Source organism: Arthrobacter sp. B2I5, assembly GCF_030816735.1.
Taxonomy (GTDB): Bacteria; Actinomycetota; Actinomycetes; order Actinomycetales; family Micrococcaceae; genus Arthrobacter.
On sequence record NZ_JAUSYF010000001.1, the window covers coordinates 3900970 to 3925298 of the forward strand.

Below are 24329 nucleotides of genomic sequence, written 5' to 3' on the forward strand. Positions count from 1 at the left end.
AATGCCGCTGCCGGCTCTCAGGCCCCCTTCAGGACGTACCGCCGTTCGGGCCGTCCCACGCCGTACTTGAGCCGCACGTCCAGCGTGCCCTCGTCGTGCAGGTACTCCAGGTAGCGGCGGGCGCTGACACGGGACGTGCCCAGCTCTTGGGCTACTTCGGCGGCTGAGACGTCACCGGCGGCAGCGTTGACCGCCGCCTCCACCAGCCGCAGCGTCTCAATGCTGCAGCCCTTGGGAAGTGGACGTTCGCTGCGGTCAAGGCCAAACACGCGGTTGACGTCCGACTGCTCTGCCACGTCCTTTGAGGCATCCAGGCTTTGGTAGGCGCTGCGGTAGTGCTCCAGCCGTTCCTGCAGGTCCGTCTGCGAAAAAGGCTTGATCAGGTAGTGGACAATGCCGCCCCGCAGCGCCTTCCGCACGGTTTCCACCTCCCGTGCGGCACTTATTACCAGCACGTCCAGCTCCGGGGCCACGCTGCGCAGGCGCCCCATCAGGTCCAGGCCATTGATGTCCGGCAGATGGATGTCCAGCAGCACCAGGTCCGGCTGGAGCCGTTCGGTCTCCGCAACGGCCTGGGCCCCGGTGTGCGCGGCACCCACCACCGTGAATCCGGGCGTGCGCTGGATAAAGCCGGCGTGCACCTTGGCCACCATGAAATCGTCATCGACGATCAGGACCTTGATCATGGCTGGGTACTCCCTTGTTTCAGCACGGCGGTAAAGACAGCCCCATTATCGTTGGCCACCGTCAGGTTCCCGCCACTGCGGCGGCACACCACCCGGGACAGCGCCAGCCCAAAGCCGCGGCTGCCGGCCGGTCCGGGTTCCTTGGTGGTGAAGCCCTGGCGGAAGATGTGGTCCGTGGAGCCGCCGGGAACGCCGGGACCGTTGTCCCGCACGGTCACCACAACGTCTTTTCCGGCCTTGCCCTCCACCAGCACCCTGACCGCTGCCTGCGGAAGCCCGGTGACGGCGTCGAACGCGTTGTCCACCAGGTTCCCCACCACCGTGGTGAGGTCCCGGGACAGCTCGTCGTCCACTTTGTCCAGCACTGAGTCGGGGTCCAGCTGCAGGGCAACGCCGTGCTCGGTGGCGAGGCTCGACTTGGCAATCAGCAGGGCAGCGAGCGCGGGATCCTTGATCCGGCCGGTCACTTCATCGTTGAGCCGGGTCCGGTCCACGGTGGCACCGTTGACGAACTGGACCACGGAATCGTACTCGCCGATCTGGATCAGGCCGGAAATGACGTGCAACTGGTTGGCGAACTCATGTGCCTGGGCCCGCAGGGTGTCCGTGGCGGTGCGGGTGGTGCCCAGTTCCTGCTCCAGTTCGGAGAGCTCCGTGCGGTCGCGAAGCGTTGTCACCGAGCCAATCACCTTGCCCCTGGACTGGATGGGCACCCGGTTCATCACCACCAGCCGGTCCCCCACGAGCACCAGCTGGTCCGGCCCGGGCTGGTCACGGGTGAGGACTTCCTTGAGGGCGGGTTCGACGGCGAGGCCCACCACCCGCTTGCCAACACAGTCAGGCGGGAGGCCCAGCAGGGCGCGCGCACTGTGGTTGGCCACGGTGATCCGCTCGTGCAGGTCCAGCGCCACCACGCCCTCCTTGAGCCCGTGCAGCATGGCTTCACGGTTTTCCACCAGGCTGGTGATCTCGCTCGGTTCCATCCCCAGCGTCTGCCGCTTGACCCTCCGTGACAGCAGCAGGGACCCGGCGATGCCCAGGACGCTCGCAACGCCGAGGTAGGTGAGGAGATTGGGGACGGCATCGCCCAGCCGCTCGAGCACGGTGGGATAGTTGCGGCTGATGGAGGCGATGCCGATCATCCGGCCGGTGTCATCCAGGACCGGAACATGGGCGGACAGCAGCGGGGCGGGCGTCCCGCCCACCACTCCGGTCCAGGCCCTGCCTTCCATCACCCTGCTGGCGCCGAGTTCCAGCGGCTCGCCCAGCAGGCTGGGGTCGGAGGACGCCACCACGGTCCGGTCCAGTTTTGCCAGGGCCACCCGGGATGAGCCGGACACGATCCGCACCGATTCCGCCACTGCCGGGAGCACCGCCCCGCCCCGGGGTTCCGTGTTCGGCAGGAGCTCGCGGACGATCGGATTGCCGCCCAGCGCCTCCGCGGCGGACAGGGCACGCCTGCCTTCGATCCGTTCAAAGGCCGCAGCGGACTGGGCCAGGGAAATGGCCACGACGCCCACCAGGACGGCCAGGACAATGAGCAACTGCAGCAGAAGGTACTGCCCCGCGAGGGACATTCCTCGTCGTCGAGTCACAATGGGCTTCCTGGTGTTTGCTGGCGGGCCGGGTTTGTTCCGGCGGTGTGGCTGGCCCCTCAGGCGCGCGAAAGTACGCGGCGCGGGGCCGGGGGTGGTACCGGGAACTATATCCCAAAGCCCGGGGCAGGGCCGTTGTGGGGTTTTGGAAACGTGAACGCAATGAACACAACTTTCTCTGCGTACACAAGAGTGATCCCGGTCACGGACGCCCCTAGCATCGAAACCACAAGTCAGCCGCTGCTGATCAGATTTGTTTTGAGAGAAGAGGAACCCATGCGCCAGATCCGCGCATTGCGAATTGCCGCCGTTGCCGCCGGCATCGCCCTGATGGCCACCGGTTGCGGTGCCACCAGCAAGAGCTCCACCGGTGCCGAAAGCTCCGGCGCCGCCGCCGGGCCCATCACCGGCCTGCAGATCATGGTCCCCAATACCCCCGGTGGCGGTTATGACACCACCGCCCGTGCCGCCGCAAAGGTCCTCGACGACGAGAAGATCTCCACCAACACGGAGGTCTTCAACCTCGCAGGCGCCGGCGGCACCGTTGGCCTGGCCCGCGTCGTCAACGAAAAGGGCAACGGCGACCTGGCCATGCTCATGGGCTTGGGCGTGGTGGGCGCCAGCTACACCAACAAGTCCGAGTCCAAGCTGACCGACACCACTCCCCTTGCCCGGCTTATCGAAGAGCCCGGCGCCATCATGGTGGGCAAGGACTCCCCGTACAAGACCATCGATGACCTGGTGAAGGCCTGGAAGGCCGATCCGGGTTCCATCGCCGTCGGCGGCGGCTCCTCCCCCGGCGGCCCCGACCACCTGCTGCCGATGCAGCTGGCCGGTGCCGTGGGCATCGACGCCACCAAGGTCAACTTTGTCTCCTACGACGGCGGCGGCGACCTCCTGCCCGCCATCCTGGGCAACAAGCTGGGCTTCGCCGCGTCCGGCGCCGGCGAGTACCTGAAGCAGATCGAATCCGGTGAGGTCCGCGTCCTGGCCACCTCCGGCGAGAAGCGCCTGGAAGGCGTGGACGCACCCACGCTGAAGGAATCCAACATCGACCTGGTGTTCACCAACTGGCGCGGCGTCGTGGCCCCTCCCGGAATCAGCGACAAGGACAAGGCTTCCCTGATCGCGGCCTTGGAAAAGATGCACGGCACGGCCGGCTGGAAGGAAGCGCTGAAGACCCACGGCTGGACCGATGCCTTCATCACCGGTGACCAGTTCAAGACCTTCCTCACCGAGCAGGACAAGCGGGTGGCGGACGTCCTCACCAAGCTTGGGTTGGCGTGACCTCCCTGACCACAGGCCTCAAAGGCCGCTCCGAGCTGGGAGTTGCACTCCTGCTCGGGGCGGCCGGCGTCCTGGTCTTCCTGGACGCCAACGGCCTGGTAACCCCGTATTCGAAGTCCGATCCGGTCGGCCCCAAGACCGTGCCGTTCATCGTGGCCGGGCTGCTGGTGGTTTGCGCCGTGCTGCTGGCCGTCAACGTCCTCCGCGGCGGCCAGGGCGAGGCTGAGGGCGGCGAAGACGTCGACCTCACGCACCCCGCCGACTGGAAGACCATCCTGCCGCTGGCCGGCGCCTTCATCCTGAATATCCTGCTGATCGACTGGGCCGGCTGGGTGATCTCCGGAACCATCCTGTTCTGGGGCAGCGTCCTGGCCCTCGGCAGCCGCCGCTACGTCCGGGACGGGCTGATCTCCGTGGCCCTGTCCCTGCTGACCTTCTACGGCTTCTACCTCGGCCTGGGCATCGCGCTGCCGGCCGGCCTCCTGGAAGGAATCCTCTAAATGGACGTCTGGTCCTCCCTGATGGACGGCTTCGCCACCGCCCTGACCCCCATGAATTTCCTGTACGCCGTCATCGGCGTCATCCTGGGCACCGCCGTCGGCGTCCTCCCCGGCCTGGGCCCGGCAATGACCGTCGCCCTGCTGCTTCCCGTTACCTACGCCCTGGAACCCACCAGCGCCTTCATCATGTTCGCCGGCATCTACTACGGCGGCATGTACGGCGGTTCCACCACCTCGATCCTCCTCAACACCCCCGGCGAATCGTCCTCCGTGGTCACCGCCATCGAGGGCAACAAGATGGCCAAGGCGGGCCGGGCCGCGCAGGCGCTTGCCACGGCGGCAATCGGCTCGTTCGTCGCCGGCACCATCGGCACGGCGCTGCTGGCCGTCTGCGCACCGATCGTGGTGAAGTTCGCCGTGAGCCTCGGCGCGCCCAGCTACTTCGCCATCATGGTTTTGGCCCTCCTGGCCGTAACGGCCGTACTCGGCTCGTCGCGGCTGCGCGGCTTCGCCTCCCTGGGCCTCGGCCTGGCCATCGGCCTGGTGGGCATGGACTCCGTGACCGGCCAGCGCCGCCTGACCTTCGGCCAGCCGCTCCTCGCGGACGGCCTGGACATTGTTGTGGTGGCTGTGGCCATCTTCGCCGTGGGCGAGGCCCTCTGGGTCGCCGCCCACCTGCGCCGCACCCCCCTGCATGCCATTCCCGTGGGCCAGCCCTGGATGGGCAAATCCGACTGGAAGCGCTCCTGGAAGCCGTGGCTGCGCGGTACCGCCTTCGGCTTCCCGTTCGGCGCACTGCCGGCAGGCGGCGCCGAGATCCCCACCTTCCTCTCCTACGTCACCGAAAAGCGGCTGAGCAAGCACCCGGAAGAGTTCGGCAAGGGTGCCATCGAAGGTGTAGCCGGCCCGGAAGCAGCCAACAACGCTGCGGCCGCCGGCACCCTGACCCCCATGCTGGCCCTGGGCCTGCCCACCAATGCCACCGCCGCCGTCATGCTGGCTGCCTTCACCTCGTACGGAATCCAGCCGGGTCCGCAGCTCTTCGAAAGCCAGGGCCCCCTGGTGTGGGCGCTGATCGCCAGCCTCTTCATCGGCAACCTGCTGCTGCTCCTGATCAACCTGCCGCTGGCACCGATGTGGGCGAAACTCCTGCAGCTGCCCCGGCCGTACCTGTACGCGGGCATCCTGTTCTTCGCCACGCTGGGCGCCTACTCGGTGAACCTGCAGGCGTTCGACCTGGTGATCCTGCTGGTCCTGGGCGCACTCGGGTTCATGATGCGGCGCTTCGGGCTTCCCGTCCTGCCGCTGATCCTCGGCGTCATCCTGGGCCCGCGGATCGAGGGCCAGCTCCGCAAGACGCTGCAGCTGAGCGCGGGTGACCCGGCAGGGCTCTTCAGCGAGCCGATCGCCGTCGGCATCTATGTCATCATTGGCCTCATCCTGCTTTGGCCCTTCGCCTACAAGCTGTTCCGGCGCAGCCGTCCGGAGCGCAAGCCGCTGGTTCCCGCCAATTCGGGCGCGGCGGACTACAGCGACTAAGCAGGCGAGGCTCCCGGCAAGCCAACCTACCCACATCGAGCAGAAACTAAGGAGACACCATGACCGTCGTTGTGGGATACGTCCCGACCCCCGAGGGCGAAGCTGCCCTGACCCAGGCCATCACCGAAGCCCGGAAGAGCAACACCACACTGGTGCTGATCAACTCCTCCAAGGGCGAGTCCACGGTGGACAACCGCTTTGCCCCGGACGGCGAGATCCAGGACATCGAGCAGCGGCTGGCCGGCCAGGGCATCGAGTACGTGATCAAGCGGCCGGTCCGCGGCCACGATGCCGCGGCTGAGGTGCTGGACGCCGCCGAGGAACACAACGCCGACCTGATCGTGATCGGCCTGCGCCGCCGCACGCCCGTGGGCAAGCTGATCATGGGCAGCACGTCCCAGCGCATCCTGCTGGAGGCGGACTGCCCGGTCCTGGCCGTCAAAGCGGGTTAGGCCGAAACGGCCGCCGGTGCCCGGAACAACTCCTGGCGCTGGCGGCCCAGGCCCTCCACCTCCACCTCCACCACGTCGCCCGGCTGGAGGTAGGGGAAGCGGCCGCTGAGGGCCACCCCCTGGGGCGTTCCGGTGAGGATCACGTCGCCCGGTTCCAGCCGCATGTACTGGCTGCAGTGGTGGACCAGCGTGGGCGCATCAAAGATGAGCTCCGAGGACGAGGAATCCTGACGGGGCTCACCATTCACCCAGCTGCGCAGCCGCAGGTTGCCGCCGTCGATCCCGTCAGCCGGAACCAGCCAGGGCCCCAGGGGCGTTGACCCGGGAAGGGACTTGCCCTTGGTCCATTGCCCCGCCGCTCCGGGCAACTGGTATTCCCGCTCAGACAAGTCGTTGGCCGTGACGTACCCGGCAATGCACCCCGCGGCTTCTTCCACCGAGCCGAGGTAGCTGGCTTCCCTGCCGACCACGATGCCCAATTCGACTTCCCAGTCGTAGTGTGTGGAGCGGGGCGGCAACGGGGCGGGATCATAGGGGCCCGTGACGGTATTGCTGGGCTTGAGGAAGACGACGGGAATGGCGGGCGGCTCGGCCCCTGACTCCGCGGCATGGGCGGCATAGTTCATCCCGATGCCCACCACCGAGCCGGGCCGGGCTACGGGGGAACCAACCCGGAGCGCAGCCGCACCTTCCAGGACCGGCAGTTCCCCGGCCTCCAGTGCTTTGCGCACCCTGCCCAGTCCGCCCGCGCCAAGGAACGCTCCATCCACATCCGCGGTCAGGGGCAGCAGGCTGAAGTACCGGGTGGTTCCGTCCGCTGAAGACACCAGCACGGCAGGCTGTTCTCTGCCGCTTTCGCCAAGGCGCATGATCTTCATACCGAATTCTCCTCCAGCTGTATCGGTCGGGGTGCTTGCGGGGCCTTGCGGGCCCGCTTTTCCATGGTCGTTGATAGTCGGCAGGCGCCGCTAACAGACGCTTTATGACTGCGCCCCTCCGCCTCCAAAACGACAGTCATCTGACATCTAGCAGGAGCAGTCGGTAGAATGGTGGAGCCACCCCGGCACGAAACACAGAAAGTTCAGTAATGACTACAGCCACTTTGGAGCGGATCCCCGCCGCTGCCGAGCCCACCGAAGGACCTGCCGTCCGGTCCATCAGCCTGGAGTTCTCCAGCGCCAGCGAGGTCCATGCAGGACTGGAAGAAGCGGTGGCCGAAATGATTGAGGTGGCGGCAAAGGATGCCGAGTGCGGCATCCGCGTCACCCGGCTGCACCCGGGACGCTACACGGTAGCCCTGGATGCATCAGTGCCTTTCGGCGAAACGTACGAATCCTTCGCCGCCTGACCCGCCCGCCACGGCCTCACCCACGGCTGCAGCCGTCAGGGTGTCCGGCAACGAAAAATCCCCGCTCTGCCGTACGGCAGAGCGGGGATTTTTTGCTGCTGGCGGGACCGCTAGCCGCGGCGGACCTGCACCCCGTCAGACTTCAAAAAGAGCTGCTTTTCGGTGGGACCGGCCGGCACAAGCCACAGAACGTTGCCGCTCTGGGACACTTCCTCCACCTCCCCGGCGGCTACAACATGTGCCTGCTTGATGATCTCGACGTGATCGCCGGGCTGGAGGGACCTCCAGTCCGAAACCACGGTGGAATGGGCATTTCGCTTCGACAGGACTGCCCCACGTGCTTTCATTTGAACTTCTACCCCTTTGTATCGTTCTGCTGCCACAGCCTCTTTGATGTGACTTTCACTACATCTTCAGTTCTACTACACTCCCGGCGCCACGGTGTGCCGTGGCGCCGGAAATTCCACCTTTTGGACGAACAGTCCAAAAGCGCTGAAGATTGTTCGCTGTCAGGCGAGCGGCCCGACGGCGGATTCAGCCGCCCGAAGCACGTTACCTGAGGCCACCAGGCGGTCCGCCGCTTCCAGTTCCGGCGACAGGAACCGGTCCGTCCCCGGTCCCTCCACCAGCGCGCGGAGCGCGGCCACCACAGCGGCACCCGCAGGCCCGGGCGTCAGGACCCCACCGGAGAGCTGCGTCCGGATGTCCAGCGCGCGGGCCGAGGTGACCAGTTCGATGGCCAGGACCCGGCGGAGGTTCTCCACAGCCTTGCGGAGCTTCCGTGCCGCGTGCCAGCCCATGGATACGTGGTCCTCCTGCATGGCCGAACTCGGGATCGAGTCCACGGACGCCGGAACGGCAAGCCGCTTGTTGTCCGAGACCAGGCCGGCCTGCGTGTACTGGGCGATCATCAGCCCGGAATCCACGCCGGGGTCAGCGGCGAGGAAAGCCGGCAGGCCATGCGAACGGGCAGGATCCAGCATGCGGTCGGTCCGGCGTTCGGCGATGGAGCTGAGGTCCGCCACCGCGATGGCCAGGTAGTCCAGCACGTAAGCCACGGGCGCGCCGTGGAAGTTGCCGTTGGAGCTGACGCGGCCGTCGGGAAGGACCACGGGGTTGTCGATCGCTGCAGCCAGTTCCCGCGTGGCCACCAGTTCGGCGTGGTCAACAGTGTCGCGGACGGCGCCGGCGACCTGCGGGGCGCAGCGCAGTGAGTATGCATCCTGAACCCGGGAATCCCCCACCCGGTGGGAAGCGACGATGGGCGAATCGGACAGCACCCGCAGCATGTTGTCCGCGCTGGCGGCCTGGCCGGGGTGCGGCCGAAGCGCGGCGTGCAGCTCGGGCAGGAACACCTGGTCGGTGCCCAGCAGCGCCTCGACGCTGAGCGCGGCGGTGATGTCCGCCGTCGTCAGCAGTTGGCGAAGGTCCGCGATGGCCATCAGGAGCATGCCCAGCATGCCCTCGGTGCCGTTGACCAGGGCCAGGCCTTCCTTTTCGGCCAGGGTGACCGGCTCGATCCCGTGTTCTGCCAGCAGCTCAGCGACAGTCCGCTCTCCCCGCCCGCCGTATGTCACGCCGTCGGGCCCCTCCGCCTCCCCTTCGCCCATCAGGACCAGGGCGCAGTGGGACAGCGGCGCCAGGTCGCCTGAGCAGCCCAGCGAGCCGAACTCGCGGACCACCGGGGTGATGCCGGCGTTGAGGACGTCCACCATGGTCTGCAGGACCACGGGGCGGACACCGGTGCGGCCGGAGGCCAGGGTCTTGGCGCGCAGGAACATGATGCAGCGGACCACTTCACGTTCAACCGCCGGTCCCATGCCCGCGGCGTGGCTGCGGATCAGGGACTTCTGCAGCTGCGTGCGCAGTTCGTTAGGAATGTGGCGGTTGGCCAGGGCGCCGAAGCCGGTGGAGATGCCGTAGGCAGGGACGTCGCTGGAAGCGAGGCCATCGATGTGGGCGCGGACCCTGGCGACGGTGTCCAGGGCGTCCCGGGAGATGCCCACCTTGGCGTTGTGGCGCGCGACGGCGAGCACATCCTCAGGCGTGACGCCGACGGATCCAAGGGTGACGGTCAGCGGTTCGTGGGTAATGGCGGTCATTGAAAGTTCCTTGTGGTATTCCCATCGACTGCTCCGTACTTGTCGTTTTGGAGGCTCTAAACGACAAGTACGGAGCAATCGATGAGGGGGTGGGCCGGGGTTAGCGGGTTTCGGTGGGGTCCTCTTGCATGGGGATGCGGACGCCGCGCTCTTTGGCGACGTCGAGGGCGCGCTCGTAGCCGGCGTCGGCGTGGCGGATGACGCCCATGCCGGGGTCGTTGGTGAGGAGGCGCTCGAGTTTCTGCGCGGCGAGGTCGGTGCCGTCGGCGACGGAGACCTGCCCGGCGTGGATGGACCGGCCGATGCCCACGCCGCCGCCGTGGTGCAGGGACACCCAGGTTGCACCGGAGGCCGTGTTCAGCAGGGCGTTGAGCATGGGCCAGTCGGCGATGGCGTCCGAACCGTCCTGCATGGCTTCGGTTTCGCGGTACGGCGAGGCGACCGAGCCCGAGTCCAGGTGGTCGCGGCCGATGACGATGGGGGCCTTGAGCTTGCCGTCCTTCACGAGCTGGTTGAACAGCAGGCCGGCCTTGGCGCGCTCACCGTAGCCGAGCCAGCAGATGCGTGCCGGCAGGCCTTCGAACTCGACGCGTTCCTGGGCGGCATCGATCCAGCGGTGCAGGTGCTTGTTCTCCGGGAAGAGCTCCTTGATGGCCTCGTCCGTGACGCGGATGTCCTCCGGGTCGCCGGACAGGGCAACCCAGCGGAACGGGCCAAGCCCTTCGCAGAACAGGGGCCGGATGTAGGCCGGAACGAAGCCGGGGAATTCGAAGGCCCGGGTGTAGCCACCCTTGCGGGCCTCATCACGGATGGAGTTGCCGTAGTCGAACACCTCGGCGCCGGCGTCCTGGAATTCCACCATGGCCTGGACGTGGCGGGCCATCGATGCCTGGGCCTTCTTGGTGAAGCCTTCAGGATCGGCCTCTGCCTCCCTGTGCCACTCCTCCACGGAGATGCCCTCGGGAAGGTAGGACAGGGGGTCGTGGGCGGAGGTCTGGTCCGTGACGATGTCCACGGTCAGTTCGCCGGCCTTGTGGCGGCGCAGGATCTCGGGGAAGACTTCGGCGGCGTTGCCCACGTAGCCCACGGACCAGCCGCGGCGCTCCTCCTTGGCCTTGAGCACCTTGGCGATGGCGGTGTCGAGGTCCGTTTCCACCTCATCCAGGTAGCGTTTGCCGGCACGGCGGCGCAGCCGGGTTTCGTCGACGTCGACAATCAGGCAGGCGCCTTCGTTCAGGGTGACGGCGAGCGGCTGCGCGCCCCCCATGCCGCCGCAGCCACCGGTGAGGGTCAACGTCCCGGCGAGCGTGCCGTTCTCGTCTCCGGTCAGCTTGCGCGCGATCGCGGCGAACGTTTCGAAGGTGCCCTGCAGGATGCCCTGGGTGCCGATGTAGATCCAGGAACCGGCCGTCATCTGGCCGTACATCATCAGGCCCTCGGCCTCCAGGCGGCGGAACTCGGGCCAGGTGGCCCAGTCGCCGACGAGGTTGGAGTTGGCCAGCAGCACCCGGGGCGCCCATTCGTTGGTGCGGAAGACGCCCACAGGCTTGCCGGACTGGACCAGGAGCGTTTCGTCCTTTTCCATGGTTTCCAGGGTGCGGGTGATGGCGTCGAATGCTGCCCAGGAGCGGACGGCGCGGCCGGTGCCGCCGTAGACCACCAGGTCATCGGGGCGTTCTGCCACCTCCGGGTCCAGGTTGTTCATCAGCATGCGCAGCGGCGCTTCGGTCTGCCAGGACTTAGCGGTGAGCTCGGTGCCGCGGGCTGCTTTGACCGGGCGGGCACCGGTGGTGAAATCGGCGGGTGCCATGAGGGGCTCCTTTTCGTGGTGTCTGAGGTTTCGAAGAAGTTCTGTAACAACTAAAGCGCCTGGAGAAGTGGCTTCACAGGGCTTTCAAGGGGGTGCTGTCCGGAGTACCAGACAAGCCCCGGCCTTCCTTTTGACCAGCCCTATTTGACCGGGCGTCCGTGGATGCGGAGGGAGAGTTCGTCGGCCACTTTCTGCACGCGGGCGGCCAGCACCGGCCACTGGTCCTGGGGCAGTTTGTCCTCCAGGAAGGTGACTGCGACGGCGGCGGTGGGCCAGCCCAGATGGTCGGTGACGGCGGCGGCAATGGAGCCGAAGCCGGGGGTCACCTCGCCGTGTTCGGTGGCATATCCGCGCTGCCTCACCTGGTCGAGGTGGGAGGACAGCGCGGAATACTTCATGATGGCGCCCTCCACCTCGTGCCGGGCGGTGAAGGCGGCCGCGTTCGGGTACAGGGCGCGCACCTGCGATTTGGGCAACGCTGCCAGGATGGCGCGACCGCTGGCAGTGAGGTGGCTGGGAAGCCTGACGCCGACGTCCGTCACCAGGGAAGGACGGTTCTTGGCCCGCTCCTCCACGATGTACAGGACGTCGCGGCCATGCAGGACGGCAAGGTGTGCACTCTCGCCGATAGTGTCCACCAAACCGGCCAGCAGGGGGCGTCCCAGCCGGGACAGCGGCTCCTGCCGGGAGTACGCCGAACTGAGTTCGAACGCACTGATGCCGAGCCCGTACCGCTGCTCCTCATGGAGATGGAGGACGAAGCCATTGGCCTCCATCACCCCCAGCAGGTGGTAGACACTGGACCTTGGCAGGTCGAGGCTGGACGCGATCTGGGATGCCGCCATGGGGCCACGCCGCGAAGCCAGCAGTTTGAGGATGCGCAGCGTGTTCTCGGCGGCAGGAACTTTAGACGACGCCTTGACCGCGGCGCGGGGCGCCTGGCTGTCCGCGCTTAGTACAGTGCTCATGGCCTGGAAGATTCTTTCTGGGTAGCAATGTCCGGTATCCCGTACTTAAGCTTGCGCCCTCCCCCGGCTTTCAAAGTTCACCCAAAGGCTCCGGCTGTCTGAAATACCAGACGCTTCATCACCCTGCCTTCGGGACCATGTGGTTCACTTGGCCCCGCTCAGACGCTGAGCACAACTTTGCCGCGCGCCCGCCCCTCATGGAGGTACTGAACGGCCGCCGGCGCTTCGGCAAGGGGAACGACCTTATCCACCGCGGGCTGGACGCTGCCGGCTTCCATCAGCGATGCAAGAGCCTCCAGATCCAGGTGCGTTTCCTTTGCCACAAGCCCCTTGTACCTCCGGCCGGAAAACAGGGAGACCAGTGGGGCAACAAGGGACCGTTCAAATCCGCCGGTCAGCTTGCCGCCGCCTTCGCCGCCAATGATCACCAGGGTGCCCCTGGGTGCGAGCAGGCGGCGCAGGAAAGACAGCGGCCGGTTGCCGGCCGCGTCCAGGATAAGGTCGTATACCTTTCCGGCGTCCGCGATATACGTCTTGGTGTAGTCGATGACGGCATCCGCCCCGAGGGAACGCACCAGCTCCACCTTGCCGGTGCTGCACACACCAGTCACCTCTGCTCCAAACGCCTTGGCCAGCTGGACTGCAAAGGAGCCTACTCCCCCGCCCGCGCCAAGGATCAGCACCTTCTGGCCGACCGTGACCTGGCCGGCGTCGCGGACAGCCTGCAGGGCGGTGACGCCGGAAATCGGCGAAGCCGCCGCTTCCTCGAAGGAGAGGCGGGCCGGCTTGCGGGCCACCTTGTCCTCCTTGGCGCAGACGTACTCGGCAAAAGATCCCTCACAGGTCCCGAACACATCGTCCCCAGGAGAAAAACGGGTCATCCCAGGCCCCACCGCTTCCACCACGCCGGCCACTTCCCGGCCGCGGATGGGAACTTTCGGCTTCTTCAGGCCGTAGCCGAAAAGCCGGACCAGGTACGGCAGCCCGGTCATTAAGTGCCACACGCCCTGGTCCACGCCCGCTGCCCGCACCCGGATCAGCACCTCACCGTCGCCGGGCTCTGGCCGGGCGACGTCCCGCAGCTCCAGCACGTCTGCCGATCCATAGGCGTCCTGCACGATTGCTTTCATCATCGGTCTCCTTCGGGCTGCTGGTACGGGGGCACAGCGTGAAGCAGCGCATCCGCCCGGTTACCGGCGGCCCCTCACGGTATGGAATAGCCGGAGTCGGGTCAAGGGGTGTGCGGGGCGGTCGGGAAAGAAACTGTTCGTCTGGAATGAAAGACACCAACCCGCCGTGAGCCTCATCACGGTGCACCCGAAAATGGTCTGCTGGTTAGCGGCTCCCCTCCCAATGACGAGAAGGTATTTGCATGCAACCAGCTCCAACCCCAACCCGGAACGAAACCGCGGCGGAAAAGCACAACCCAACGGCCGTCGTCGGACACGTCCTCAACAGGGGCCTGAACGTGCGGCACATCCGCTTCATGGCCCTGGGATCGGCCATCGGCACCGGCCTGTTCTATGGCTCCGCCTCCGCCATCCAGAAAGCCGGCCCGGCCGTCCTGCTGGCCTACATCATCGGTGGCGCCGCGGTCTTCATGGTGATGCGGGCCTTGGGCGAAATGGCCGTCCGGCACCCGGTCTCCGGCTCCTTCGGCCAATACGCCAGCCGCTACCTCGGCCCGCTGGCAGGCTTCATCACCGGCTGGACCTACGTGTTCGAAATGGCCATCGTAGCCATCGCGGATGTCACCGCCTTCAGCATCTACATGGGCTTCTGGTTCCCGCAGGTGGACCGGTGGATCTGGATCCTGGCGATCATCTTCTTCCTGGCCGGGCTTAACCTGCTGAGCGTCAAGGTCTTCGGCGAACTCGAGTTCTGGTTCTCGCTCATCAAGGTCGCGGCCATCATCGCCATGATCGCCGGCGGCGCTGCCATCATCGTCTTCGGCTTCCAGGCCGCCGGTTCAACCGTCACCCCCGGCCTGGGCAACCTCGTGGAGCATGGCGGCTTCCTCCCGTTCGGCTTTGAAGGGCTGCTCGCTTCCTTCGCCGTGGTCATGTTCGCCTTCGGCGGGATCGAGACCCTCGGCATCACCGCCGGCGAGGCCGCCGACCCCAAGAAGGTCATCCCCAAGGCAGTCAACACCGTCCCCGTTCGCGTCCTGCTGTTCTACGTCCTCACCCTGGGAGTCCTGATGAGCCTCTTCCCGTGGGACCAGATCGGCAGCAACGGCAGTCCCTTCGTCCAGATTTTCAGCGGGCTGGGCATTCCCGCGGCCCCGCACATCCTGAACGCCGTGGTGATTACCGCCGCGCTCTCCGCCATCAACAGCGACATCTTCGGCGCCGGCCGGATCCTCTTCGGACTCTCCAACCAGGGCCACGCGCCGGCCGCCTTCGGCAAGGTCTCCCGGCACGGCGTCCCCTGGATGACCGTGGTCATGATGGCGGGGATCCTCCTGGTGGGCGTGGTCCTCAACGCCGTCATTCCGGAGGATGTCTTCCTGGTGATTGCCTCGATTGCCACCTTCGCCACGGTGTGGGTGTGGGTGATGATCCTCGCGTCCCATGTCGCCATGAAGCGGGAAATCGCCCGCGGCGGCCTGCCGGCGTCGGAATTCCCGTCCCCGTGGTGGCCTGCCGCGTCGGTCCTCACCATCGCGTTCATGGTGCTGGTGATCGCCGTCCTGGGTGCCTTCGAGGACACCCGGATTGCCCTGTACGTGGGTGCCGCCTGGCTGGGACTGCTGGTGGTGGCCTACCGCCTGTGGATCAAAGGTGACGGCCGACGACGGGCCCACCTTGAGGACCAGACGTCGCCGCTGCCGGTGGTCAGGACTGCCCGCGACGGCGGGTAGGCACGCCCCGTGACGCAAAAGGTGCCCGGCCCCGCAAGGGGCCGGGCACCTTTGTCTTCCGGCCTTATGCCGAAGCGGCGGCAGACCGGACCGCCTGGCTGAGGGACGTCGTCGGACGCCCAATGAGCTTCCGGAGATCGCCGCTGCTGACCAGGAGGTCACCGCGCGCAATGCCGAGATCGGAATCAGCAAGGATCTTTGCGAACGCCTCCGGCACGCCAACGCCGGTGAGCAGGCCAACGTAGTCGTCCGCGGGCAGGTCGTTGTAGCTGATGGTCTTTCCGGTGGCTGCGCTGATCTCGGAGGCGAGGTCCGCCATGCTGAACGCCTCATCGCCGCCGAGCTCGTAGACCCTGCCCGCCTGGTCATCGGCCACGAGGACCGCGGCGGCGGCATGGGCGTAGTCGGCCCGTGCGGCGCCGCTGACCTTGCCCTCCCCGGCACTGCCCGCGAGCGCGCCCTGCGCGAGCGTCCCCGGCAGCTGCTCCGTGTAGTTTTCCAGGTACCAGCCGTTGCGCAGCAGGACGAAGGGGACACCGGATTCGCGCAGCAGCGCCTCGGTGGCCTTGTGTTCGCCGGCCAGCTTCATGGACGTGGTGTCCGCATTGGCGATGCTGGTGTAGGCCAGCAGCTCCACGCCTTCGGCCTTGGCGGCATCAATCACGGTGCGGTGCTGTTCCACCCGCTGTCCCACTTCGCTGCCGGAGATCAGCAGCACCCGCTTGGCGCCCTTGAGGGCGGCGGCCACGGAAGCGGCATCGGCGTAGTCCATCTGCTCCACGCGTACCCCGCGTGCAGCGAAGCCCGCCAGCTTTTCCACTGACCGGCCGGCAGCCACGATATCCCCCGCCGGTACACCCTGCTCGAGGAGGGCTTCAAGAACGTGGCGGCCCAGCTGTCCGGTGGCGCCTGTCACGACAATGCTCACGATGGTTCCTTTCGGGGGTTTTACTCTGTCGAAGGGCACAACCATGGCGCGGCGGCAGAACTTCCCGATGGAGAGTACGCACTTTGAGGTAAGGTACTGACCTAGGAGTAAGTAACAGTACTTCCGGTAAGCTTGTGCACATGGAAACAGCGCCGCATGCGGCTCCCCTCCCCCAAGCTTTTGCCGACGGCGTCTTCCCTGCCGGGTGCCCCAGCCGGACCCTGCTGGACCACATCACCAGCAAATGGGGCGTCCTGATCCTGATTGCGCTGTCCGAGGGCGACCAGCGGTGGAGCGACCTACGGCGGCGGGCCGAGGGCATCAGCGAAAAAATGCTGGCCCAGACGCTTAAGACACTGGAGCGTGACGGCCTGGTCAGCAGGAAGGCCCAGCCGGTCATCCCGCCCCGGGTGGATTACAGCCTCACGGAGCGGGGCTACGAATTGAGTGCCCTCCTGGTGCCGCTCGTGGCATGGGCATTCGACAACGCCGAGGAGATCATCAACGGAGTTCCAGAGAGCAAGTAATGCCCTTCCCGGAACTCGAGTACCTGTTACTGATGTTGCTGGTGTGATTAGCGCCTAGCGTGGGCGTACGGTGGCGGCCGGAATGGGAGGACCATCCTCCGCTGGGAGCGTTCCGGCCAACCACCACCGTTAGCGGGCGGCAGGCTGCCGCCTGGAGGAGTTGGTCACATGGCCAGGGACGACTACGCACCGGATCTTTCGCATTTGGGCCAGCCGCTCAGCGTCGGCGATGCCCTGGCCCGGGCCATGCGCCGGACGCTGGACACCTTCAGCCCGCGGTGCCCTTACCGCGTGGGTGACACTGTCATCGGCGACGACCCCTTCAGCGGCAGGCGCGAAGGGGTCGTCGTATGGCGGGACCGGCGTTCGGTGGGGGTGAAGACCACCTACGGCGTCTTCTTCTTCGACCACCGGCTGGTCAAACCCCTGGATTGAGGTTGGCGCGGGGCCGGCCCAGCCGGGCCTAGCGCGCGGACCAGCCTCCATCCATGGTGTAGCTGGCGCCGGTGACCATGCCCGCATCCGGGGAAGCGAGCCAGGACACCAGGGAGGCCACCTCTTCAGGCTCCACCAGGCGCTTGATGGCGGACTCGGTGAGCATCACCTTGGCAAGGACCTCGGACTCGGGAATGCCGTGCACCTGGGCCTGGTCCGCGAGCTGCTTTTCCACCAGCGGCGTGCGCACGTAGCCGGGGTTCACGCAGTTCGAGGTGACACCGTGCTCCCCGCCCTCCAGCGCCGTCACCTTGCTCAGCCCTTCCAGGCCATGCTTGGCGGAGACATACGCGCTCTTGAACGGGGAGGCACGGATACCGTGCACCGAGGAGATATTGATGATGCGGCCGAACCTGTTGGCGTACATGTGCGGCAGCGCCGCCCGGATCAACAGGAACGGGGCCTCCAGCATCAGGGTGATGATCCTGCGGAACTCCGCGGGATCGAACTCCTCAATGGGGCTGATGCGCTGGATCCCGGCATTGTTCACCAGGATGTCGCAGTCCAGGCTGAGGGTGGACAGGGCGTCAACGTCCAGCAGGTCCACGCTCCACGCGGTGCCGCCCACCTCATCGGCGAGCGCCGCCGCAGCGGCGGAGTCGACGTCGGCCACCACCACTTTCGCTCCCCGTGCGGCAAGCGCGCGCACGCACGCAGCGCCGATTCCGCTGGCACCGCCGGTGACCAGCGCCTTGCGTCCATTCAACGTGTTGTCCATGGCAGTTCTCCTTTGTGCGCCCGAACGGTCCATCAGCAATAATTCAGGAGGCGGCATGGCCATGCCCGGCCGTGCCAGTCCAGCAGCGGCTCAGCGGTGCGTGGCGCTGAGCAGTCCCTCGCGGGCGGCGTCTTCCTTGTCCACGTCCTCCAGGGCGATGCCCTTGGTTTCCTTCAGGCTCAGGACGGCCACGCAGGTGATGCCGCAGGCCACCACCAGGTAGATGGCGGTTGGCACCCAGGAGCCGGTGTCCTTGAGCCACTGGGTGGCCAGCAGCGGCGCCAGCGAGCCGGCGAAGATGGAGGTGACCTGGGAACCGAGGGAGGCGCCGGAGTACCGCATGCGGGTGGGGAACATCTCGGCCATGATGGCCGGCTGCCCTGCGTACATCAGGCCGTGCAGGCACAGGCCGATGGTGACGGCAAGGACGATGACCACTGCGTTCCGGGTGTCGAACATGGGGAAGGCGAAGAACGGCCAGGTGGCCCCCAGGATGGCGCCGGCCAGGTAGACGGGCTTTCGGCCGATCCGGTCCGCCAGGCGGCCGTACTGGGGGATGACGGCGAAGTGGATGACGTGGGCGATCAGCAGTGCCAGCAGCAGCGATGACGTGTCGTATTTGTGCACGCTCTTGAGGTAGACAATCGCGAAGCTGACCACCAGGTAGTACATGATGTTTTCCGCGAACCGCAGCCCCATGGCCTGGAAGATGCCCTTGGGGTACTTGCGGACCACCTCGAACACGCCGTAGCTGACGGCCTGTTCCTTTTCCACCAGTTCCTTGGCTTCGAGGAAGATGGGCGCTTCACTGACGTGCGTGCGGATGTAATAACCCACGAAGACGATCACGGCCGAGAGCCAGAAGGCCACGCGCCAGCCCCAGCCCAGGAACGCTTCGCTGCTGAGGGTGGTGGACATGATGTACAGCACCAGGGTGGCCAGCAGGTTGCCCACCGGGACGGCGGCCTGCGGCCAGCTGGACCAGAAGGCCCGGGTCTTGTTCGGGCTGTGTTCGGCCACGAGCAGGACTGCCCCGCCCCATTCGCCGCCCAGCGCGAAGCCCTGGATGAACCGCAGGAACACCAGCAGGGCGGGAGCCAGGTAGCCGATGTCCGCGAAGCCGGGGAGGCAGCCCATCAGGAACGTGGACACGCCGATGATCACGATGGTGAGCTGCAGGGTGGGCTTGCGGCCCAGCTTGTCGCCGATCTGCCCAAAGACAATGCCACCGAGCGGCCGGGCGATGAAGCCCACGGCGTAGGTGAGGAAGGCCTGGATGATCCCGTCCAGCTCATTGCCGGTGGCGGGGAAGAAGTACTTGCCGAAGACCAGGGTGGCGGCGGTGGCGTAAAGGAAGAACTCGTACCACTCCACCACCGTCCCCACCATGGAGGCGGCAACGATTTTCTTCAGTCCTGATCCTTTGGGTGCATGCCCGGCCTCGTTGGCCCGGCGCTGCTCTACGCTCATGGTTTCTCCTAGTGTCCACATTGACACGTGCTGTGATCTCCAGCACAAGTGACTCAGATGAGTATTGCTGCACAATCTAGGCACTTCAATGCCCAAAGCGGCACCAAACCTGTGCACAATTGCAGATATGAATGCCAACCCTGATGACCTCCTGGTCCTGCTCGCGGTGTCACGCTCCGCAAAGTTCACGACGGCGGCGCAGGCGCTGGGCTTGAACCACACCACGGTTTCCCGCAGGATCGCCGCCCTTGAGAAAGCGCTCGGCGGCCGGGTGCTGTCCCGGGCCGCGGGCGGCTGGGAACTGACGGAGCTTGGCGAACGGGCCGTGCGGGCGGCGGAACAGGTGGAGGAGGTGCTGGGCACGCTGGGACCGGCGGGCCAGGCACCCGACCCGATTACCGGCGTCGTGCGAATGACGGCGACGGACGGCTTCAGCGCCTATATTGCCGCCCCGGCCGTGGCGCGCCTGCGCCGGGACCATCCGGGCCTGAGCGTGGAGGTAGTGACCATGACCCGCCGCGCCCTGCAGCAGCGGTCCGGGCTGGACATCGAGGTGGTGGTGGGCGAGCCGCAGGTGCATCGCGCGGAAGCCATCCGGCTGGGCGAATACCGCTTGGGCATGTACGCCTCCCGGGCCTACCTTGCCGAGCACGGAACCCCGGCCACCGTGACCGAACTCAATACGCACCCGCTGGTCTACTTCGTGGACTCAATGCTGCAGGTGGACGACCTCGACGCGCCGCGGCGGCTGGTTCCGGCCATGCGGGACGGCCTCACCTCCACCAACGTGTTCGTCCACGTGGAGGCCACCAGGGCCGGGGCGGGCGTCGGGTTCCTGCCGTGCTTCATGGCCGACCTGCACGATGACCTGGTCCGGCTGCTGCCCGACAAGATCGGCGAGCTCCTCCCCTACTGGCTGGTCCTGCGCCCGGATTCGCTGCGCCGCCCTGCCGTGGCCGCCGTCGTGCAGGCCCTCCGGGAACGCATGGCGGAGCACCGCGAAGCGCTCCTGGGAAAAGGCAAAGCTTCATCGATTGCTGAGTAACTGCCGTTTTCAGCGCCCAAAACGGCAGCTACTCAGCAATCGATGGGGGTGACGGCGGGTCGTGGCGGACCGGCGCCCCGGCGGCGAAGGCCCGGACCTGGGCATCGTCCCAGAGGTGCGCCGGCACCGCACCGCCCAGCAGCCGGCGGCGGAGCTGGGGGTCGTCACCGATCGGCTCGTCGCTGCCCGCCATCACCATGTTCCCGTACCGCCGGCCCTTCAGCATGGCGGGATCGGCGATGATCACCGTGTGCCTGAAGGCGGCCGCGATGGTGGCAGCGTCCTCCCGGGCGTTCCGGAGGTCGGGGGCGTCACCGGAATTGGCCACGTACAGGCCGCCCGGGGCCAGGACCCGTTTGACGTGCCGGTTGAATTCCATGGTTGTCAGCGGGCGCGGGGTGTGGGCGCCGGCAAAGACGTCGCGCGTGATGAAATCCCGGGTGTGGGCCGTCAGGGTCTCCGTCACCGCGCGGGCCTCGCCGACCCGGATCCGGAGCAGGGGCGCCTTGGGAAGGTCGAACCAGTTGCGGACGTACTCGGCGAGCTTCCCGTCCAGTTCCACCACCACCTGGCGCGCGTCCGGGTAGGCTGCGGCGAAGTAGCGTGCCATGGAGCAGGCGCCGCCGCCCAGGTGCAGCCCGCGCAGCCTTGCCGACGACGCGTCCGACGGCGGCCAGCGGGACTCGATGAGCGCCGCCATCCACCGCATGTACTCGAAGTCCAGGAACAACGGATCGGCGAGGTCGATGTGCGAGCTCATGACCCCGTTGATCTTCAGGAGCCAGCCGGTGGAGTTGTCCTGGTCCGCCACCAGCTCGCAGTCACCGGTGTCGATGTAGTAGACGCCCTCCACGGGGCCGCTTTGGCGGGAGCCCGCGGGCACGTCCACCACACCAGCCACTGCACGGATGCTGTTCCGGCCGCCTGACTTTCCGCGTTTTGCCATTACCCGTGCCGCGCTTCTGTCATGCTTCAACCTTAGTTGGTGGGCACCGGGCCTTTAGTTCGTGGGCACTGCCCCTTCGCCGTCGCGGATCCGTTTCACCACGGCGGTGGTGGACCGTTCAGCGACGTAGTCGAGGATGGCTACCCGGCCGCCGTACTCCTCCACCGCCGGGGTCTCCGCCAGCATCTCGGGCGTGTAGTCCCCGCCCTTGGCGTAGACCTCGGGCCGGAGCCGCCTGATGAGCGGGGTGGCCGTGGGGGTGTCGAACACCGTCACGTAGTCCACGCAACTGAGCGCGGCCACCACCGCGGCCCGGTCCGCCATATTGTTGATGGGCCTGCCCGGGCCCTTGAGCCTGCGCACCGAATCATCGCTGTTCAGTGCCACCACCAGGATGTCGCCCAGCTGCTTGGCCTGGTTAAGGTACCTGGTGTGGCCGCTGTGCAGCACGTCGAAGCAGCCGTTGGTCAGCACGATCCGCTGCCCCTGCGCGCGGTGCACCTCGATCTGCCGCTCCAGCTCGTCCCCGGTCAACGCGGTATCGGCGAAGGCCTCCAGGTACCGGCTGAGCTGGGCGGTGCTGCACACGGAGGTGCCTGGCTGGTGGACCACCACGTCAGCGGCCGACTGGGCCAGGTCGAGGCTGGCGGTCAGCGGCAGCCCGGCCGCACGGGCCAGGGTGAGGGCAGCCACGAAGGTGTCCCCTGCCCCGGAAGCCTGCTTCTCAGCGGCCGGCCGCGCCCACGTCCGGTGCCGCACGCCGTCGGGCATCAACAGCACGGTTCCGTCCCGGTCAAGGGTGACCACAACGGCCTGCGCACCGGTTTCCTGCAACAGTGCCGCAGACTCCGCGGCCACGGCCTCCACCCGTTCCTGCCCTTCCGGCAGTTTCCGGTCCAGGAGCCGGGCGGTTTCCTGTGCATTCGGGGTCACCAGGTCGGGCCGCACTGTGGCCCAGGGCCGCGGATCGTGGGCGTCAACCACCACCAGCGGACGGTTCCCGCCGGCGGCGTCAGGTCCGAGGACGCGGGCAAGTGCCGTGCGGACAGGGTCCGCCACCACGCCGGTTCCGTAGTCGCACACCAGCACGGCGTCCTGGCGTTCGACGGCGGCACGCACCGAGGCGGCGAGCGCGGCCAGCGCGTCGGCCGGGACAGTCCGGGCCGCGTCATCGAGGCGCAGCATCACCTGTCCGCCGCTGCTGATCCGGATCTTGGTGGTGGTCACCATGTCCGGGTGGGTGAGCAGGTATTGGACATCGATGCCTGCGGCGGCAAGCTGTCCGCGGAGGTCCTCACCGGCGTCGTCGGAGCCGATGATGCCTGCCACGGACACCTTCGCTCCCAGGGCGGCGAGGTTCATGGCGGTGTTTGCTGCGCCGCCGGGAACCGATTCGCGGGACTGGATGTCAACTACGGGGGCGGGAGCTTCCCGGCAGAGCCGCTCGATGCTGCCGCTCCACCAGCCATCGAGCATCACGTCGCCGATGACCAGGATGGAGGGCTGTTCCGCGGCGAGCCGGCCGGGGAGCCAGTCGGACAGTGCCCGCTGGGTGGACAGGTCGATTGATTCGGGGGACTCACTCATGGCAGGTCCTGTCCTTCACTGCTGATGGAATCCGCGCCATCCCCGGAGCCGGCCGCGGGCGGCGCCGCAATGTGCACCACCTTGACCTGGCTGAACTCGTCCAGGAGTTCGGGCCCGTAGCCGAACCCGGCGCCGCTCTCGCCGCGGGGCTGGGCTGCGCCGCCGGGGGCACCGCCGAACACCGCGTTCACCTTTACGGTCCCCACCGGGAGTGCGGCCACTGCCTGCTGGATGTGCGCGATGTTGCTGCTCAGGACGGTCGCAGCCAGTCCGTACCTGCCGCTGCACGCCAGGCGCAGGCCGTCGTCGAACGTGTCCACCACCTGCACCGGAGCCACGGGCCCGAACGTTTCCTCGGTCATGACCTGCATGGTTTCGGTGCAGTCCAGCAGGACGGTGGCCGGGTAGAACGAGCCCGGTCCGTCCGGAAGCGCACCGCCCTCAAGCGTCCGCGCCCCCTGGGCCAGGGCGTCGGTGACGTGGGCATGGACGGCGTCGCGCATCCGCAGGTCAACCAGCGGCGCCACGCTGCCGCTGTTGTTCCGGAGTGCGGCCTCCGCCTCCAGGGCTTTGCAGAACTCGGCGGCGATGTCCTTGTGCACGTAGATCCGTTCCACGGACGTGCAAATCTGGCCGCTGTTGCTGAAAGCCCCAATGGCAGCCTGCTGCGCGGCCCACCCGGGGTCCACGTCGCGGTCCACCAGCAGGGGATCGTTGCCGCCGTTTTCCCTGAGCACATGCGCGCCGGTGAGCGCAGCGGCCCGCGCGATCCGTGCACCGGACGCGCTTGACCCCACGTGCGCGATCACGTCCACCTCAGCCTGCGACAGCGACGCACCCACATCGGCGCCGCCGGAGATGGTCTGGAACACGCCGGCTGGAAACGCCGGTGCCAGGACCTCGCCCAGCGCCTCCCCCAGCCGGGGGCAGCGCTCGCTGGGCTTGTGGATGACGGTGTTGCCCGTGACCAGTGCGGCGCCGATCAGCCCGCAGGCCACAGCCACCGGATCGTTCCACGGCGTCAGCAGGACGGCCACGCCCCGGGGTTCGGCCCGGGTGTAGTCCGAGGCCAGCCGGTTGCCGCGGAGGCTGTGGCCACGGTGGACCGGACCCAGTTCCGCATACTGCTCCAGGGTGGAAACACCGGCGGCAATACCTGCCAGGGCTTCGTCCTCCGGGCGGCCGGTTTCGCTGGCGTTCAGCCCCGCGAGCTCCTGGGCCGCTGCCGCCAGGGCTTTGGCGGCCGCCTTGAGGGCTGCGCCCCGCTCGGCAGGTGCAGTTGCCGCCCAGCCCGCTGCCTCACCGCGCGCCACGCTGACGGCATGGCTGACTGCCTCCGGCCCCGCTTCGGGCACCGTCCAAAGCACTTCACCGGTGCGCGGATCCTGGATGGTGATGCCGGAGCCCTCGGCTGTCTGGTTGCCTGCGGTTGTTTCAGTGGCTGTGGTGGGCATGGTGTTCCT

At 67.2% G+C, this 24329-nt stretch carries 23 protein-coding genes; 9 read left to right on the forward strand and 14 right to left on the reverse strand.

All coding sequences use genetic code 11. The features are described 5' to 3' along the window. Nucleotides 1-17: 17 nt before the first annotated feature. Nucleotides 18-686: a response regulator gene (locus QFZ60_RS18080; protein WP_307092276.1), complete on the reverse strand. Its 669-nt coding sequence runs from the start codon at nucleotides 684-686 to the stop codon at nucleotides 18-20. Continuing rightward, complete coding sequence (locus tag QFZ60_RS18085; protein ID WP_307093377.1) at nucleotides 683-2263, reverse strand: sensor histidine kinase; 1581 nt, start codon at nucleotides 2261-2263, stop codon at nucleotides 683-685. The genes QFZ60_RS18080 and QFZ60_RS18085 overlap by 4 nt, the downstream gene beginning before the upstream one ends. 294 nt (nucleotides 2264-2557) lie before the next feature. On the opposite strand from QFZ60_RS18085, the gene QFZ60_RS18090 reads away from it, so the two are divergent. The 4 genes from QFZ60_RS18090 to QFZ60_RS18105 are packed head-to-tail and all read left to right on the forward strand — an operon-like array spanning nucleotide 2558 to nucleotide 6059. Further along, on the forward strand, nucleotides 2558-3568 hold the full coding sequence (locus tag QFZ60_RS18090) for a tripartite tricarboxylate transporter substrate binding protein (RefSeq protein WP_142119506.1): 1011 nt from the start codon (nucleotides 2558-2560) through the stop codon (nucleotides 3566-3568). Next, nucleotides 3565-4068, forward strand: a complete 504-nt coding sequence (locus QFZ60_RS18095) for a tripartite tricarboxylate transporter TctB family protein (protein WP_142119504.1) — start codon at nucleotides 3565-3567, stop codon at nucleotides 4066-4068. Before QFZ60_RS18090 ends, QFZ60_RS18095 begins: the two co-directional genes overlap by 4 nt. Further along, on the forward strand, nucleotides 4069-5607 hold the full coding sequence (locus QFZ60_RS18100; RefSeq protein ID WP_307092279.1) for a tripartite tricarboxylate transporter permease: 1539 nt from the start codon (nucleotides 4069-4071) through the stop codon (nucleotides 5605-5607). Between the two features lie 59 nt (nucleotides 5608-5666). Next, nucleotides 5667-6059 carry a universal stress protein gene (locus QFZ60_RS18105; RefSeq protein WP_307092280.1) on the forward strand — a complete coding sequence of 131 codons (393 nt, stop codon included), beginning with the start codon at nucleotides 5667-5669 and terminating at the stop codon, nucleotides 6057-6059. Here the strand turns inward: QFZ60_RS18105 and QFZ60_RS18110 are convergent. After that, nucleotides 6056-6937, reverse strand: coding sequence for a fumarylacetoacetate hydrolase family protein (locus tag QFZ60_RS18110; protein WP_307092282.1), 882 nt, complete (start codon nucleotides 6935-6937; stop codon nucleotides 6056-6058). The two genes, QFZ60_RS18105 and QFZ60_RS18110, sit on opposite strands and share 4 nt — an antisense overlap. Nucleotides 6938-7146: 209 nt before the next feature. On the opposite strand from QFZ60_RS18110, the gene QFZ60_RS18115 reads away from it, so the two are divergent. Further along, nucleotides 7147-7407, forward strand: a complete 261-nt coding sequence (locus QFZ60_RS18115) for a hypothetical protein (RefSeq protein WP_142119496.1) — start codon at nucleotides 7147-7149, stop codon at nucleotides 7405-7407. A gap of 110 nt (nucleotides 7408-7517) precedes the next feature. Here QFZ60_RS18115 and QFZ60_RS18120 read toward each other — a convergent pair whose 3' ends face one another. The 5 genes from QFZ60_RS18120 to QFZ60_RS18140 form a co-directional block, all read right to left on the reverse strand. Continuing rightward, nucleotides 7518-7754 carry a hypothetical protein gene (locus QFZ60_RS18120; RefSeq protein WP_307092283.1) on the reverse strand — a complete coding sequence of 79 codons (237 nt, stop codon included), beginning with the start codon at nucleotides 7752-7754 and terminating at the stop codon, nucleotides 7518-7520. A gap of 162 nt (nucleotides 7755-7916) precedes the next feature. Next, on the reverse strand, nucleotides 7917-9509 hold the full coding sequence (gene hutH / locus QFZ60_RS18125) for a histidine ammonia-lyase (protein ID WP_307092284.1): 1593 nt from the start codon (nucleotides 9507-9509) through the stop codon (nucleotides 7917-7919). A gap of 100 nt (nucleotides 9510-9609) precedes the next feature. Further along, nucleotides 9610-11319, reverse strand: a complete 1710-nt coding sequence (hutU, locus tag QFZ60_RS18130; protein WP_307092286.1) for a urocanate hydratase — start codon at nucleotides 11317-11319, stop codon at nucleotides 9610-9612. 140 nt (nucleotides 11320-11459) lie between these two features. Then, nucleotides 11460-12287, reverse strand: coding sequence for an IclR family transcriptional regulator (locus QFZ60_RS18135; protein WP_307092287.1), 828 nt, complete (start codon nucleotides 12285-12287; stop codon nucleotides 11460-11462). Between the two features lie 158 nt (nucleotides 12288-12445). Further along, the gene (locus QFZ60_RS18140) at nucleotides 12446-13420 is read right to left on the reverse strand and encodes an NAD(P)-dependent alcohol dehydrogenase (protein WP_307092289.1); all 975 of its coding nucleotides are present in this window, start codon (nucleotides 13418-13420) and stop codon (nucleotides 12446-12448) included. 239 nt (nucleotides 13421-13659) lie between these two features. On the opposite strand from QFZ60_RS18140, the gene QFZ60_RS18145 reads away from it, so the two are divergent. Further along, the gene (locus QFZ60_RS18145; protein WP_307092290.1) at nucleotides 13660-15150 is read left to right on the forward strand and encodes an amino acid permease; all 1491 of its coding nucleotides are present in this window, start codon (nucleotides 13660-13662) and stop codon (nucleotides 15148-15150) included. Between the two features lie 64 nt (nucleotides 15151-15214). Here QFZ60_RS18145 and QFZ60_RS18150 read toward each other — a convergent pair whose 3' ends face one another. Next, a complete protein-coding gene (locus QFZ60_RS18150) occupies nucleotides 15215-16078 on the reverse strand; it encodes an SDR family oxidoreductase (protein ID WP_307092291.1) in 864 nt (287 codons plus the stop codon). Between the two features lie 140 nt (nucleotides 16079-16218). Here QFZ60_RS18150 and QFZ60_RS18155 point away from each other — a divergent pair, with 140 nt between their 5' ends. After that, nucleotides 16219-16605 carry a helix-turn-helix domain-containing protein gene (locus QFZ60_RS18155; protein ID WP_307092293.1) on the forward strand — a complete coding sequence of 129 codons (387 nt, stop codon included), beginning with the start codon at nucleotides 16219-16221 and terminating at the stop codon, nucleotides 16603-16605. Nucleotides 16606-16773: 168 nt separating this feature from the next. Beyond that, nucleotides 16774-17040 (forward strand): hypothetical protein, encoded by a 267-nt coding sequence (locus QFZ60_RS18160; RefSeq protein WP_307092294.1) that lies wholly within the window; start codon nucleotides 16774-16776, stop codon nucleotides 17038-17040. A gap of 28 nt (nucleotides 17041-17068) precedes the next feature. On the opposite strand, the gene QFZ60_RS18165 is transcribed toward QFZ60_RS18160, so the two are convergent. Both QFZ60_RS18165 and QFZ60_RS18170 read right to left on the reverse strand, forming a co-directional pair. Continuing rightward, on the reverse strand, nucleotides 17069-17818 hold the full coding sequence (locus QFZ60_RS18165; protein WP_307092296.1) for a 3-hydroxybutyrate dehydrogenase: 750 nt from the start codon (nucleotides 17816-17818) through the stop codon (nucleotides 17069-17071). A 90-nt stretch (nucleotides 17819-17908) separates the two neighbouring features. Next, nucleotides 17909-19288 (reverse strand): MFS transporter, encoded by a 1380-nt coding sequence (locus tag QFZ60_RS18170; protein WP_307092297.1) that lies wholly within the window; start codon nucleotides 19286-19288, stop codon nucleotides 17909-17911. Nucleotides 19289-19415: 127 nt separating this feature from the next. Between QFZ60_RS18170 and QFZ60_RS18175 the strand changes: the two genes are divergently transcribed. Next, nucleotides 19416-20333 (forward strand): LysR family transcriptional regulator, encoded by a 918-nt coding sequence (locus QFZ60_RS18175; protein WP_307092298.1) that lies wholly within the window; start codon nucleotides 19416-19418, stop codon nucleotides 20331-20333. 28 nt (nucleotides 20334-20361) lie between these two features. Here QFZ60_RS18175 and QFZ60_RS18180 read toward each other — a convergent pair whose 3' ends face one another. From QFZ60_RS18180 to QFZ60_RS18190, 3 genes are read right to left on the reverse strand one after another with little or no spacing between them, the layout of a single operon-like run. After that, complete coding sequence (locus tag QFZ60_RS18180) at nucleotides 20362-21279, reverse strand: spermidine synthase (protein WP_307092299.1); 918 nt, start codon at nucleotides 21277-21279, stop codon at nucleotides 20362-20364. A 54-nt stretch (nucleotides 21280-21333) separates the two neighbouring features. After that, on the reverse strand, nucleotides 21334-22866 hold the full coding sequence (gene rfaE2, locus QFZ60_RS18185; protein WP_307092302.1) for a D-glycero-beta-D-manno-heptose 1-phosphate adenylyltransferase: 1533 nt from the start codon (nucleotides 22864-22866) through the stop codon (nucleotides 21334-21336). Continuing rightward, on the reverse strand, nucleotides 22863-24320 hold the full coding sequence (locus tag QFZ60_RS18190; protein WP_307092303.1) for an aldehyde dehydrogenase: 1458 nt from the start codon (nucleotides 24318-24320) through the stop codon (nucleotides 22863-22865). The genes rfaE2 and QFZ60_RS18190 overlap by 4 nt, the downstream gene beginning before the upstream one ends. Nucleotides 24321-24329: the final 9 nt, after the last annotated feature.